Origin of the sequence: Aeromonas sp. 600276 (assembly GCF_049175815.1) — a bacterium.
GTDB classification, from domain to species: domain Bacteria; phylum Pseudomonadota; class Gammaproteobacteria; order Enterobacterales; family Aeromonadaceae; genus Aeromonas; species Aeromonas dhakensis.
Map to the genome: position 1 here is coordinate 225095 of NZ_JAAKVU010000006.1, position 12295 is coordinate 237389.

Annotated in this window: 17 protein-coding genes; 10 read left to right on the plus strand and 7 right to left on the minus strand. The window is 62.3% G+C overall.

The genetic code is table 11. The annotated features are described in order from the left end of the window. Window positions 1-32: 32 nt before the first annotated feature. Both G5134_RS08475 and G5134_RS08480 read left to right on the plus strand, forming a co-directional pair. The gene (locus G5134_RS08475) at window positions 33-2009 is read left to right on the plus strand and encodes a methyl-accepting chemotaxis protein (RefSeq protein ID WP_065018617.1); all 1977 of its coding nucleotides are present in this window, start codon (window positions 33-35) and stop codon (window positions 2007-2009) included. Window positions 2010-2195: 186 nt separating this feature from the next. After that, window positions 2196-2432: a hypothetical protein gene (locus G5134_RS08480; RefSeq protein ID WP_017765989.1), complete on the plus strand. Its 237-nt coding sequence runs from the start codon at window positions 2196-2198 to the stop codon at window positions 2430-2432. Window positions 2433-2524: 92 nt separating this feature from the next. Here G5134_RS08480 and G5134_RS08485 read toward each other — a convergent pair whose 3' ends face one another. Further along, window positions 2525-3427 carry a LysR substrate-binding domain-containing protein gene (locus tag G5134_RS08485; protein ID WP_065018618.1) on the minus strand — a complete coding sequence of 301 codons (903 nt, stop codon included), beginning with the start codon at window positions 3425-3427 and terminating at the stop codon, window positions 2525-2527. A 191-nt stretch (window positions 3428-3618) separates the two neighbouring features. On the opposite strand from G5134_RS08485, the gene G5134_RS08490 reads away from it, so the two are divergent. From G5134_RS08490 to G5134_RS08525, 8 genes are all read left to right on the plus strand, one after another. Next, the gene (locus G5134_RS08490; protein ID WP_065018619.1) at window positions 3619-4005 is read left to right on the plus strand and encodes a DUF6404 family protein; all 387 of its coding nucleotides are present in this window, start codon (window positions 3619-3621) and stop codon (window positions 4003-4005) included. 57 nt (window positions 4006-4062) lie between these two features. Then, window positions 4063-4284: a hypothetical protein gene (locus G5134_RS08495; protein ID WP_421231966.1), complete on the plus strand. Its 222-nt coding sequence runs from the start codon at window positions 4063-4065 to the stop codon at window positions 4282-4284. A 141-nt stretch (window positions 4285-4425) separates the two neighbouring features. Beyond that, window positions 4426-4812, plus strand: coding sequence for a DUF6404 family protein (locus tag G5134_RS08500; protein ID WP_065018620.1), 387 nt, complete (start codon window positions 4426-4428; stop codon window positions 4810-4812). Window positions 4813-4852: 40 nt separating this feature from the next. Next, complete coding sequence (locus G5134_RS08505; RefSeq protein WP_065018621.1) at window positions 4853-5206, plus strand: VOC family protein; 354 nt, start codon at window positions 4853-4855, stop codon at window positions 5204-5206. 65 nt (window positions 5207-5271) lie between these two features. Then, on the plus strand, window positions 5272-5475 hold the full coding sequence (locus tag G5134_RS08510; protein ID WP_198426682.1) for a DUF1737 domain-containing protein: 204 nt from the start codon (window positions 5272-5274) through the stop codon (window positions 5473-5475). Window positions 5476-5595: 120 nt separating this feature from the next. After that, entirely contained in the window at window positions 5596-5892 is a 297-nt protein-coding gene (locus G5134_RS08515; protein WP_017779403.1) for a putative quinol monooxygenase, read from the plus strand. Window positions 5893-5941: 49 nt separating this feature from the next. Further along, on the plus strand, window positions 5942-6742 hold the full coding sequence (gene dkgB, locus G5134_RS08520) for a 2,5-didehydrogluconate reductase DkgB (protein ID WP_231939809.1): 801 nt from the start codon (window positions 5942-5944) through the stop codon (window positions 6740-6742). A 564-nt stretch (window positions 6743-7306) separates the two neighbouring features. After that, window positions 7307-8488 carry an MFS transporter gene (locus G5134_RS08525; protein ID WP_065018622.1) on the plus strand — a complete coding sequence of 394 codons (1182 nt, stop codon included), beginning with the start codon at window positions 7307-7309 and terminating at the stop codon, window positions 8486-8488. 83 nt (window positions 8489-8571) lie between these two features. Here the strand turns inward: G5134_RS08525 and G5134_RS08530 are convergent, their stop codons facing one another. The 6 genes from G5134_RS08530 to G5134_RS08555 all read right to left on the minus strand — a co-directional run bounded on the left by G5134_RS08530 (window position 8572) and on the right by G5134_RS08555 (window position 12291). Next, window positions 8572-9177, minus strand: coding sequence for a DoxX family protein (locus G5134_RS08530; RefSeq protein ID WP_065018623.1), 606 nt, complete (start codon window positions 9175-9177; stop codon window positions 8572-8574). Further along, window positions 9174-9917, minus strand: a complete 744-nt coding sequence (locus G5134_RS08535) for a putative DNA-binding domain-containing protein (RefSeq protein ID WP_065018640.1) — start codon at window positions 9915-9917, stop codon at window positions 9174-9176. Before G5134_RS08535 ends, G5134_RS08530 begins: the two co-directional genes overlap by 4 nt. A 43-nt stretch (window positions 9918-9960) precedes the next feature. Continuing rightward, window positions 9961-10821 (minus strand): DUF692 domain-containing protein, encoded by an 861-nt coding sequence (locus G5134_RS08540; protein ID WP_065018624.1) that lies wholly within the window; start codon window positions 10819-10821, stop codon window positions 9961-9963. Continuing rightward, on the minus strand, window positions 10809-11138 hold the full coding sequence (locus tag G5134_RS08545; RefSeq protein ID WP_010634393.1) for a hypothetical protein: 330 nt from the start codon (window positions 11136-11138) through the stop codon (window positions 10809-10811). Before G5134_RS08545 ends, G5134_RS08540 begins: the two co-directional genes overlap by 13 nt. Further along, window positions 11131-12090: an MBL fold metallo-hydrolase gene (locus tag G5134_RS08550; protein WP_065018625.1), complete on the minus strand. Its 960-nt coding sequence runs from the start codon at window positions 12088-12090 to the stop codon at window positions 11131-11133. Before G5134_RS08550 ends, G5134_RS08545 begins: the two co-directional genes overlap by 8 nt. Before the next feature lie 78 nt (window positions 12091-12168). After that, window positions 12169-12291 (minus strand): cytochrome bd oxidase small subunit, CydX/CbdX family, encoded by a 123-nt coding sequence (locus G5134_RS08555; protein ID WP_005299522.1) that lies wholly within the window; start codon window positions 12289-12291, stop codon window positions 12169-12171. Window positions 12292-12295: the final 4 nt, after the last annotated feature.

Sequence of the window (12295 nt, forward strand, 5' to 3'; positions counted from 1 at the left end):
ATATGCGACCTTATTTAATACAGGAGAGCGTTATGGAGCGGGCGATACACCTTGTTAGATTGCAATCACTCTGGTCGGGGCTCGGGATCCGCAGCCGGATCCTGCTCGGAGTAGCCATCCTGATGATCATTGCCATCAGCTGCATCACCCTGATCCTGGAGCAGATCTCCCACGACCAGGCACAGCAGCGGGTGGAGCGCTATGAGCTGCCAAGCAGCGTGGAGCGCATCGCCAACCAGCTGACCGCCGAGCTGACCCAGCACCTGACCGAGGCCGAGGCACTGGCCGGCAACAGCTTTGTCATCGACTGGCTGAGCCAGGAGATGCCCGCCGAGCAGTGGCCGGTCATGGAGCGCTACTTTCTGGCACTGCAGCAACGCATCGGGGGCAATGTGTTTATCGCGCCGCGCCAGAGCGCCACCCTGCTCAACTTCAGCAACGGCACCACGGCCCAGAAGAAACTGAGCGCATCGGACCCCAAAGACGAGTGGTTTTACGGCTTTCTGAAACGGGGCAAGCCCTACGAGCTGAACCTCGACATCTCCGACTTTGACAAGCGCGCCTCCCTCTATATCAATACCGCCGTCACGGCAGGGGGCAAGACTCTGGCGGTGGCCGGTACCTCCATCGACATGAGCGCACTGCGCAAACTCATCAGCAGCTACCGGATAGGCAAGAGCGGGCAGGTCTATCTGGCCGACATGGAGGGTCATATCGAGATCCACCCAGAGCAGGAGCTCAAAGAGGCTGCCCACCATCAGAGCGCCTTCCTCGACACCGTCAGGGCGCTGATCCCGGCAGCCAGAGAACAGGTCGCGGTCCAGGCCCTCACGCTTGGAAAAGAGACCTATCTGATCGCCGTGCGCTACATTCCGGCACTCAATCGCCTGCTGATAGGCGAGATCAATGCAGCCGAACTGGAGGAGGGGCGCAGCGAATCCCGCCGGCTTATCATCATGGTGTCGCTGGCTATCGGCGGGCTCGCCATGCTGGCCTCCGCCTGGCTCGCCCACTCCATCAGCCGCCCCATTCGCCAGGCCGCCGACGGCATGCACCACATCACCGCCGATCGGGATCTGGCGACCCGCCTCGACTTCTCGGATCAGTCGGAGCTGGGCCAGATGGCGCAGAGCTTCAACCGCTTGATCCAGAGCCTGAACCAGAGTTTCTCCCGCTTCCAGCAGTCAGGCAGCGCCCTCTCGGCCCAGTCCTCCCAATCCCTGCATCAGGCGCAGGCCCTGGCAGGAGAGGCCTGCCAGCAGGCCCAGAGCATCCAGGAGCTGAGCAGCGTGGTCGCCCTTATCGGCGACAATGCCGAGCAGATTGCCGGTCGCTCGGAGGGGGTCAACGAGGTGACCCACCGCATCGCCGATCACATGCTCGCCATCGAGCGGGACGTCAGTCAAAGCGCCCAGCAGCTCGACACCCTGCGCAGCAGCATCGGCAGCTCCTCCGCCCTGCTCGAAGAGGTGGTCAAGGACAGCAACAACATCACCCAGATCATGAACCTCATCCGTGACGTCTCGAACCAGACCAACCTGCTGGCGCTCAACGCCGCCATCGAGGCGGCGCGGGCGGGCGAGATGGGGCGCGGCTTTGCCGTGGTGGCCGACGAGGTGCGCCAGCTGGCGGTGCGCACCCAGACCGCCACCAAGGATGTGCAGGATCTCATCCTGCGTCTGCAGGAGGGCACTCGCCAGGCCAGCGGCTCCATGGCTGATTCCCGCACCCTGAGTGAAGAGAGCCATGACCGCATGCATCAGGCCAGGGCGGTGTTGATGGATGCCAGCCGCCAGATCAAGCAGACCGCCCTCGAGATAAACGAGATCAGTGCGCTGGCCCAGGCGCAGGATCAGCAGATGGGACAAGCCAGAGCGGCGCTGGACGAGCTGGCCATGGTGGCCGAGCATCAACGGGAACACGCAGAAGAGAGCAATGCCGCCAGTCGCGAGCTGTTCGAACTGGCCAAGGCGATAGACGAGCAGATCCGCCAATACCGGATCGGTTGAACCGCCGTCGGTCAGACAAGGCGCCACCCTGGGGTGGCGTTTTCATTTTGCGAACAATTTTGCATCACTCCCGAAACGGGAATGGCACGCACATACACAACCAATTGATAAGTAACACGAAAATATTTGGAACGGTCATTGCTAGTCATCGTTGAGTCATATCAGACGCAACCCAGGGACATCGCCATGAAGCCGACCACCACTCACACCCCCGCCGCCCAAACCTGTGTCACCCACAAGGCGGCGCTGACCCCCCGTGAAGGCACCTTGCTGATGATGGTTGCCCAGTTGCTGGTGCTCACCAGCATTGTCCTGGCCGCCACCCTGGCTGAGCTCCCCTGGTATGGGACGCTGCTGCTGGCCATGCCGCCTGCCATCGGTGGCGCCCTGCTCAGCCGGGTATGGGGCAGATTGCCCCGCTAAGCCCTCCCCACCTTCCCAGGCAGACGGCCGCCCCTTGAGGCGGCCGTCTGCTTATCCGGTGCAGCCCTCTGCCCCTTCACCCGACCGCTGGATCACAGGGCATGGCTGCCCAGCTGCTCCTTGAGGAAATCGAGCCAGACCCGCAGCCGGATGTCGCGCTGGGCATCGGAGTAGAAGACCGCATTGATGGGGCGCGAGGCGCCGCTGTTGCTGCGGGCCAGCACCTCCACCAGGGCCCCGCTCGTCCGATCCGGCCCGGTCATGAAATCCGACAGACAGACGATCCCCTGCCCCCGCAGCGCCAGCTGGCGCAGGGTTTCACCGCTGCTGGCCCGCAGGGTCGGGCTAATGGGAAAGCGATCCCCCTGCTCCTGGCTCAGAAGCGGCCAGTGGTTGAGGTGATCGGGGTGCAAAAAGCCGAGCAGCTCGTGCCCGCTCAGCAGATCCATCGGCTGGCGCGGGGTGCCGCGCTCGCGCAAATAGTCGGGGGATGCCAGCAGCCGCAGCCGCGAGCGGCCCAGCGGCAATGCCCGCAGGGAGGAGTCGGTCAGCTCGCCGATGCGAATGGCCATGTCCACCCGCCGCTCCATCAGGTTGATAAAGCCCTCGGAGCTGTGCAGCTGCAACTCGATGGCGGGATAACGGCGGCGAAACTCGCCGATGATGGGCACCAGCCGGTGCAGGATGAAAGGAGTGGCGGCATCGACCCGCAATACCCCCTCCGGCTGCTCGCGGCGCATCAGCAGCAGCCCCTCCGCCTCGCTCATCTCGGTCAGGATCTTCACCGCCCGCTGATAGAACCAGCCCCCCTCCTCGGTCAGGCTGACCCGCCTGGTGGTGCGATTGAGCAGCACGGTGGCGAGCTTCTCCTCGAGCCGCTTGATGCCGCGGCTCACCACCGAATTGTCCATGCCGAGGTTCTCCGCCGCCTGGCGAAAGCTGCCCGCCTCCACCACCGCCACAAACAGGGTCAGTTCATCAGAATGGGTCTTCATTGCTGCAATCCAGACAAGAGTAATGGGCCTTTATAGGCGCAATGTCCTTGGGTTGGCAAGGGCGCTCTGGCAGCCGTGCCGGTATTTCAGGGAGAAAAACCAGATATGAGCGCTATCCCTCAACCTGCTTAATCCGTAGAATGCCGCAAAAAAAGGCATCATATGACGCCACATTGATATGAGACACATCAATGACATTTGAAGAACGGCTGACCATCGCCCATCAGACTCTGGCTGACCAAGGCATCAAGGAATCCGACTACAACCCATGGGTGTTCAAGCTGCTGCGCAAACTCGGCTGCACCCTCAAGCCACCTTATTACGCGGGCTGGCTGGTCAATTTTCTTTATGCCAGCCTCAGTATCGCGCCGATCTGGGGTCTGATTATGTGGACGTTCGTTTGGCACCCAGAGGGAAGATCCTTCGTATCATCCTTGTTCAGCACAGCTCTATTCGCTGGTCTGTTTGGCCTCGTTACCTCAATCAGACTCTGGCAAAGGCGCAGGCAGCTTGATTTGACCCCATGGGAACAGCTGGCACGCCAACCCATCCGTGAAAGCGCGGCAGGAAAAGGCTGAAACCCCGCCACAAATTGGCACCAGATGTAATACAGGCTACAGATACGGACCCCCACCTTGCCCGATTTCGTCAAATTCATGATCAGTTTTTCAGTTAACTGCTTCATTCAAACCGTAATTTGTCTTGTGGTTCTCACCTACCGGCTGTTCCGCCACCATAATGGCAACTGGCGCAGCTATCGACGCAGCCGGGATCCTCTCCCTCTCTTCATCTCCATTTTACTTGGCATGGTGGTCGCTAGAAGGCTTCATCCAGCCATCATGGCGGCCCTGGCGTGATGGGGTAACCGCTTCCTGAGATGGTCAGGCCGTCACGACAAGGAGATAACGTGACGGCACGCTCACATGCCACTCGGGGTTTGCCAGTAGAATGCGGCAACCCGGCATCGTATGGCACCAAACACCTCAAGGAAAAACATCATGGAATTCGAACGTAGACTGGCGGCCGCCCACCGGGAGCTGGCAGAGAAGGGCGTGCAGACGCTCAACTACAACCCGCCACTCACCTGGCTGCTGCGAAAGGCTGGGTTTACCATCAGGCCGCCCCACTACGAACGCTTTCTGGTCAATGTCCTTGCTCTGGGGATCCCCACTGGCGCTATCTGGGGGGTGTTGATGTGGTTCTTCGGCTGGCAACATGAGGTAACACCAGCATTCGCCCTGCGCCAGAGCCTGCTGTTCGGCATAGGGTTTGGTCTGCTGATGGCGACCTGGCTCTGGTTTCGGCGCAAGCAGCTCAAGCTGACCCCTTGGGACGCCTTGCCCCACTCCACGATCCGCACGCAAAAACGCTGGCAACCCAGATAGATCACAATTGGCATCATCCAAGAGCAGGGAGCATCACAACATGAAAGCCCATGGAAAACTGAACTATGTGGAGTTTGCGGCCAGGGATCTTGCCGCCACCAAGGCCTTCTTTCAGGCCGCTTTCGGCTGGCAATTTGCCGATTATGGCCCCGATTATTGCGCCTTCGAGGGAGAAGGGCTGGATGGCGGCTTCTATCGCGCAGACCTCTGCAGCCAGAGCGCGCAAGGCGGCGCCCTGCTGGTGTTCTACAGTGCCGATATTGTCGCAACCCAGACCAAGGTGACCAGCGCAGGGGGCACCATAGTTCGCCCCCTGTTCGACTTTCCCGGTGGCCGCCGCTTTCACTTTGTCGAGCCCAGCGGCAATGAATTTGCGGTCTGGTCTGAAGAGTAAAACAAATACTACTTCTCTAACATCAGAGAAAAACTCAACTTTCAAACGGATAAATCAAGGAATGGATGGTGAAACTATATCGATTTATTAGTGGCCCTGATGATAAGGATTTCTGCATGCGGATTACTGAACTGATGAACAGGGGATGGGAACTTCATCATGGCCCAACACTGACATTCAATGGCAATACATGCATCGTAGGACAAGCTCTAACTAAAGAGGTTGCCGATGAGGCATATTCGGCCCCCATTGACCTAACGAAATACTGATGAATGGGATTATCCGTTCCCCATTGCTGCGCTCTTCTCAATACTGTTTTGCAACTGCTGCCCTGTTTCCTGCAATAGACGGCGGGCATACTGACCCTTCGTTTTTGCAAGGAGGTTCAGATGTCATCCCCCGTGATTGTGATTGCCCAACTTGAAGCCAAACCCGAATTCGCCCCCCAGTTTCGCGCCGCCCTGGATCCCTTGATCGCGGCCACCTTGCAGGAGGCTGGCTGCCTGCGCTACCAGCTGCATCAGGATTTGGACAATCCCCACAGCTGGATGCTCTACGAGGTGTGGGAGAGCGAGGCCGCCCTTAGCGCCCATCAGGGCCAACCCCACTTTACCGAATTTGTCGCCAGGGCCGAACCCTGGTTTGCCGGCAGCACCATTCGCCGCTATCAGCCGCTGGACGCCTGATGTGCCGCGCCGCCGAGCGCATTCTTGCAACCCATTCGAGGAATACATTATGAAGATGCCCAACCTGGGTCTTGGTACCTTTCGCCTGACCGGCCAACCCCTGCGCGACTCCCTGCTGCAGGGGCTCGAGCTTGGCTACCGCCATATCGATACCGCCCAGATCTACGCCAACGAGGCCGAAGTGGGCCAGCTGATGCGCGAGAGCGGCGTGCCCCGCCAGGATATCTACCTGACCACCAAGGTGTGGACCAGCGAGTTCGGCCCGGGCAAGGTGATCCCGAGCCTGGAGGTGAGCCTGGAAAAACTGGGCACCGACTATCTGGATCTGGCGCTGATCCACTGGCCCTCCCCCAAGGATGAGGTGCCGATGGCGGTCTATCTGGAGCAGCTGGCCGAGGCCAAGGCCCGGGGTCTGACCCGCGAGATCGGGGTTTCCAACTTTACCGTGGCCCAGCTCAAACAGGCCATCGACATTCTGGGGCCGGGCGCCATCGCCCACCAGCAGGTGGAGATCCACCCGCTGCTGCAAAACCGCAAGGTGGTTGAGTTCTGCAAGGATCACGGCATTGCCATCACCGCCTATATGCCGCTGGCCTATGGCAAGGTGCTCACCGAGCCGCTGCTGATGGAGATCGGTCAGCGCCACGGCGTCTCGGCGGCCCAGGTGTCGCTGGCCTGGCTGCTGGCCCAGGGCATGACGGTGATCCCAAGCTCCACCAAGCGGGAGAACCTGGCCGCCAACCTGGCGGCGCTGAAGATCACCCTCACAGCCGACGAGCTGGCCGCCATCGCTACCCTGGAGCGGGGCGAGCGCTGCGCCAACCCGGACTTTGCGCCAGATTGGGATTAAACGGGAGTGGAGCCATGGTCTCTCGCTTAGGCGGCGGATAGCGGCAACCCGTACGAGCCTATTGCAGCCACGGGCTATCCCCTCTCCCTGTGGGAGAGGGTCAGGGTGAGGGCAAGCTCCTCTTTTTGGGTCATCAGGCCCCCTCATCCCCAACCCTTCTCCCGCAAGGGGAGAAGGGAGCAAAGAAAACCCGACAACATCGACGAGAACCTGAGCGGGAGGCATCATGCCTCCCGCTTTTTTGTCTCCAACACCGCGCCATGGCCGCCCGTGCCGATCTCCCAGCGCCTTCCCTCAGCCATTTGTTTCTTAACTCTTTCCTCTTTTCTCGTTGTCCTGGCTCGCTATGCACGGATTGCTGCCGTGCGCGTTGTCTCTACCCCCATCTCGTGCGCTACCAGTTGTACTTGCCGCGTTGCCTCAGCCACTCCAGCAACCCCATTTCACGGCGCATTGCTGCTGATTTGGCAAAAGTAATTTGATGTCGCCGTCATTTTTGCCAACAAACCACCTCGGCATACTGGCGCCATTCTCCCGTCGGGAGTCACCATCCAAGGAGTTGTTATGCCACTGGCGTTGTTTGCCCTCACCTTAAGTGCCTTTGCGATCGGCACCACCGAATTCGTGATCGTGGGGCTTATCCCCACCATCGCAGAACAGCTGAATGTCTCGCTCCCCTCGGCGGGCCTCTTGGTCAGCCTCTATGCCCTTGGGGTGGCCATCGGCGCCCCCGTGCTCACGGCGCTGACCGGCAAGGTACCGCGCAAGTGGCTGCTGGTAGGGCTGATGGCGCTCTTTACTGCCGGCAACCTGCTGGCCTGGCAGGCCCCCGGTTACGAGAGCCTGATCCTGGCCCGCATCCTGACCGGGCTGGCCCACGGGGTCTTCTTCTCGGTGGGCAGCACCATCGCCACCGGCCTCGTGGCCAAAGAGAAAGCGGCCAGCGCCATCGCCATCATGTTCAGCGGCCTTACCGTGGCGCTGGTGACCGGCGTACCGCTCGGTACCTGGATTGGTCAGGTCTTCGGCTGGCGCGACACCTTTCTGGTGGTGAGCCTGCTGGGGCTGGTCGCCATGGTGGGCAGCCTGCTGCTGATCCCCAATAACCTGCCCAAAGGAGCCGCCTCGACTATCCGCGAGCAGCTCTCGGTGCTGACCAAAAAGCCGCTGCTGCTGGTCTACGCCAAGACAGCGCTCGGTTACGGCGGCGCCTTCACCGCCTTTACCTTCCTCGCCCCCATCCTGCAGCAGGTGAGCGGCTTTAGCGCCGGCGCGGTGAGCCTCATTCTGCTGGTGTACGGAGTGTCGGTCGCCGTCGGCAATATCTGGGGCGGCAAGCTGGCCGATCGCATGGGCCCGCTGCCTGCGTTGAAGCTGCTGTTTGCCGGTCTCGCATTGGTGCTGCTGGTGCTCACCTTCACCGCGCCACACCCGGTGCTGGCGGTGCTGACCGTGCTGGTGTGGGGCGCCTTTGCCTTTGGCAACGTACCCGGGCTGCAGGTGCTGGTGGTGAAACAGGCCGAGCAGCACACGCCGAGGGCGGTGGATGTGGCCTCCGGCCTCAATATCGCCGCCTTCAACGTCGGCATCGCGCTGGGATCCGTGGTCGGTGGCCTGGTGGTGGAGCACCTGGGCCTGATGCATACCCCCTGGATCGGCGCGCTGATCGTGCTGCTGGCCTATGGCCTCACCCATGTCAGCGAGCGGCAAGCCGCCCGGATGGCACAGGCCTGCCCCCAGTACTGAAACCGCAGGCCTTTGCTCTGCAAAATAAAAACGAGCGGCTGATGCCGCTCGTCTCGCTTTCACGCTCTGCTCATTCGTTTTTGTTATGCCGCTTGCGGCCCGGCCTTGCCCGTCACGGCGCGTGCCAGCCAGTAGTCGAGGCTGACGTAGCGACCGCCGCCGTACACCAGCAGTACCAGCAGCATCACGAAGTAGGTGGCGGCAAACTCCATCCCATTGTTGAGCATCACGGGATCCCCAAGCTCGGTGATGTAGTTGTAACGACCGGGGAAGTTGGCGGCCAGCCACTCGATAAAGCCGTTGAGGCGCAATGTCGCCTCCATGCTGCCGGTGGCGATGGCATCCCAGCCGTGCTTCCAGTGCACCATGGCGCTCGCCACGCTCATCAGGAAGATGGTCGGAATGGCCATGACCCGGGTAAAGAGACCAAGGGCGATGCAGATGCAGCCCAGCACCTCGGTGCCCGCCGCCAGAAAGGCGAGCAGGGTCGGGAACGGCAGGTTGAGCCCCCCTTCCGAGACTGGCGCGCCAAACCAGGCGACCGTGCCGGCAAAGCCCACCACCTTGGAGTGGGCCCCCACATAGATGACCGGGATGAGGTAGAGGCGAATGGCCAGCAGGGCCAGAAAATCGAGCCGCTTGCACTGGGCCACGGCCCGCTCGTACCAATGGATAAGGGTGTTGTTCATGGGATGTCTCCTTGGAAAGGGGGAACCTGACGTTCAATGGATGGGGGTTCTATGGATGGCGGTTGAGTAGCCAGCAGGCCGAGCCGGTGAAAATGGCGGGCCCACCCCAGCAGATCAAAACCGCTGCGATAGGGGTGCACCTGGGCGACCAACCCGGCCACGCTGAGCCCTTGCTGCTGCCCAAGCAGCTGCAGCAGGGCCACATCGAATTCGCGCAGCGCCTGGCTGACCAGCTGATGGGCAGGGCAGCGAAACAGGGCGCAGAGCTCGGGAGCCTGACCGGCCGCCACCACCCGCCCCTGCTGGATCACAAAGGGCAGCGTCAGCAACTGCAGGGTGGGGTTGAGCCAGAGCGGGCTGCCCATCTCCACCGCTTCCCCTGCGGGCGGGCGCGGCACCTGCGCGTCGTCAATCTCGACGCACAGGCAGGCCCACTCATACTCCAGCAGCGCCAGCCGCAGCCCGGGCCAGTTGAGCCAACCCTCACCCTGGCCAAGCTGCACATGGCGCACCAACTCGGTGGCAATCTGGTGAAAGGCGGGCTCGATCGCACCATGGTGGGCGACGAAGCCATTCACCAACGCATCGCGCTCAGCCGGCGTCAGGTGGTTCAGGGTGAGCGCGAAGGTACTCTCCAGCACCGCCTCGACATTGGCCCGCACACTGCGCACATAGTGGGGGGCGAGTTCGGCTGCCGACTCCCGTATGCAACCGGCCAGCCACTCGGTCTGCTGCCACAGCCGGGGCGGCACCCCTGCGGCAGGCCATGCCCCCTGCTCTCGCCTAGTCATGACACACCTCCCGACCCGCCGGATGCGCCGTCGCCTCGCAGCAGGCCTGATGGACCCGGGCCAGCTCGGCCTCCAGCACGGGCAAGGGGGGCAGATGGTGATCCCGCTCCAGCAGGAGAGGGCGCAGGCCGTGGGTCTGCACCGTATAGCGGGCCAGCGCCACCACCGCCTCGCAGACCGGACGACCATGGGTATCCAGCAGGGTGCCGTCCGCCTCTTCCAGATGGCCGGCGATATGAAAGTAGCGGATCGCCTGGCTCGGCAGCCCGGCAATCATCCGCTCGGGGCAGTAGCCGTGGTTGCGGCTGTTCACAAAAACGTTGTTGATGTCGAGCAGCAGCTCGCAGCCGCTGCGCGCCACCAGCTCGGTCAGAAACGCCTCCTCCGCCATCTCGTGCTCATAGCCGTGGTAGTAGGAGATGTTCTCCAGCACCAGCGGGCGGGCCAGCGCATCCTGTACCTGCCGGATCCGATCCGCCAGATAGGGGAGGTTCTCCCACTGGCGCGGCACCGGCAGCAGCTCGTAGAGATAGCCCCGGGCATCGCGGGAAAAGCTCAGGTGCTCGCTATAGATCTCGATGGCAAACTCGTCGAGAAAGGCGCGGATCTGGCCGAGCAGGGTCATATTGAGCGGCTGGCAATCGCCGAGGGAGAGGCTCAGACCATGGGCCACCAGCGGATAGCGCGCGGCGATCTGCTGCAGTTGCTCCCGCCTGGCGCCACCAATGGTCATCCAGTTCTCCGGCGCCAGCTCGAGAAAGTCGATGCCGGGGCGGGCAGGCGCCGCACAGAGCTGGGCCAGATGCTCCTGGCGCAGCCCCACGCCACGGCTGCTGGCGCTTATTGGCCGCATACCCCCTCCGTCATCTTGCTCTCCTGGCGCTGGGTCTCGCCGTTGATCCCCTGCTCCGCCAGACCACACTTGCCATCGCGGGCGCGCACCAGCCGGCCCTGCGGATCACTGTCGAGAGCCTGCTTCTCGAAGCGCTTCTCGGTGCCGCACTTGCCGGCCGCACACTTGCCGCCGTGCTGTTCGCTCGGCGCCGCCTTCACCGGCGCCTCGCTCGGGGTGGCCGCCAGCGCAAGCCCGGGGGTCAGCGCGATCAGGCCGGTCATGGCGATGGAGAGGCTCAATTTGCAGGAGGTTTTGATGCTGCTTGCGTTACTCATGGCTGGACTCCTTGACGGATGAAACGGGGTAACTGGAGAGATCGCGGGCGGCCACCACCTGGCCGTGGAACTGCTGCTTGACGATGGCCATCGCCTCCTTCTTGTGATTGAGGCCGACCCCCATCCAGTGGTTCAGCACCAGCAGCTTGGGGTTCACTTCGGCGGCAATGTTGGCGACCACCGAGGGCTTGGCATGGAGCGAGGCGGAGACGGGATCGGCGCCCTCGTGGATGGCGAGCGGCATCACCAGGATGTCGGCCCCCTTGGCAAACGGCACAAAGGCCGGGTTGCTGCCGTTCTGATCCGCCGAGATGACGATGGTCCCCTCGGCGCTCTCGATGCGATAGGCCAGACAGGGCACGTCCCCGTGGGGGATGCCGAGCGCCGTGATGGTCAGGCCATCCTGCTGATAGACCTGTTGCGGCCTGGGTGTCTGGTAGGGCACATCGTGCACATTGATGGGGAAGAGACCATCGGAGCCATCCTTGAAGCCGCTCAGGTAGGCATAAGCGCCCTTGTCTTTGTTGAAGAGGGCATCAAAGTAGCCGCTCATGCTGGGGAAGGCCGAGCCGGCCTGTGGCCCCGCCAGATCGAGGGGATCGCTGCGCTTGAAGAAGTAGGCCCCCTTGAGCAGCGCAGGCAGGTCGGTCACATGGTCGGTGTGAAAGTGGGTGATGCCAATGAAGTCGACCTCTTCGAGCTTGGCGCCCGCCTGGCCGAAGCGCAGATAGACGCCGCCACCGGCATCGATCAGGATGCGCGATTTGCCCTTCCACCAGATCACCTCGCTGGAGGAAGCGCGCAGATCGTCGGAGATGGGGCCGCCGCTGCCGAGCACCTGCAGGGTGAATGCCTTGTCCAGTGGCGTCAGTTGTACGGGCTCGGCCCAGGCCGGCGCGGTGGCGAGCGCGCAGCCGATGGCCAGCGTCACCGCTTTGATTGTCTGTTTCATAACGGATTACCTGTCGGTTGGATGACAAGAGAAAGGGGTCGGGGCGAGGCAGTGTCTGCCCTCCCCGACCGAGGGGGATCAGGGTTGAGAGCGGGGCTCATCCCGTTCATCGGCTGCCCAGCGTGCTTCCAGCCAGAGCAGGTTGCACAGGCCCAGCAGCAGGGCGAAACCCAGGCCCAAAATCCAGGTGAAGTACCACATAGCG

Coding starts and splice junctions, on each gene's coding strand:
- G5134_RS08555 (WP_005299522.1), bottom strand. CDS start 12,291: ATGTGGTACTTCACCTGGATTTTGGGCCTGGGTTTCGCCCTGCTGCTG.
- G5134_RS08525 (WP_065018622.1), top strand. CDS start 7,307: ATGCCACTGGCGTTGTTTGCCCTCACCTTAAGTGCCTTTGCGATCGGC.
- dkgB (WP_231939809.1), top strand. CDS start 5,942: ATGAAGATGCCCAACCTGGGTCTTGGTACCTTTCGCCTGACCGGCCAA.
- G5134_RS08505 (WP_065018621.1), top strand. CDS start 4,853: ATGAAAGCCCATGGAAAACTGAACTATGTGGAGTTTGCGGCCAGGGAT.
- G5134_RS08510 (WP_198426682.1), top strand. CDS start 5,272: ATGGTGAAACTATATCGATTTATTAGTGGCCCTGATGATAAGGATTTC.
- G5134_RS08515 (WP_017779403.1), top strand. CDS start 5,596: ATGTCATCCCCCGTGATTGTGATTGCCCAACTTGAAGCCAAACCCGAA.
- G5134_RS08490 (WP_065018619.1), top strand. CDS start 3,619: ATGACATTTGAAGAACGGCTGACCATCGCCCATCAGACTCTGGCTGAC.
- G5134_RS08530 (WP_065018623.1), bottom strand. CDS start 9,177: ATGAACAACACCCTTATCCATTGGTACGAGCGGGCCGTGGCCCAGTGC.
- G5134_RS08550 (WP_065018625.1), bottom strand. CDS start 12,090: ATGAAACAGACAATCAAAGCGGTGACGCTGGCCATCGGCTGCGCGCTC.
- G5134_RS08475 (WP_065018617.1), top strand. CDS start 33: ATGGAGCGGGCGATACACCTTGTTAGATTGCAATCACTCTGGTCGGGG.
- G5134_RS08545 (WP_010634393.1), bottom strand. CDS start 11,138: ATGAGTAACGCAAGCAGCATCAAAACCTCCTGCAAATTGAGCCTCTCC.
- G5134_RS08500 (WP_065018620.1), top strand. CDS start 4,426: ATGGAATTCGAACGTAGACTGGCGGCCGCCCACCGGGAGCTGGCAGAG.
- G5134_RS08485 (WP_065018618.1), bottom strand. CDS start 3,427: ATGAAGACCCATTCTGATGAACTGACCCTGTTTGTGGCGGTGGTGGAG.
- G5134_RS08480 (WP_017765989.1), top strand. CDS start 2,196: ATGAAGCCGACCACCACTCACACCCCCGCCGCCCAAACCTGTGTCACC.
- G5134_RS08540 (WP_065018624.1), bottom strand. CDS start 10,821: ATGCGGCCAATAAGCGCCAGCAGCCGTGGCGTGGGGCTGCGCCAGGAG.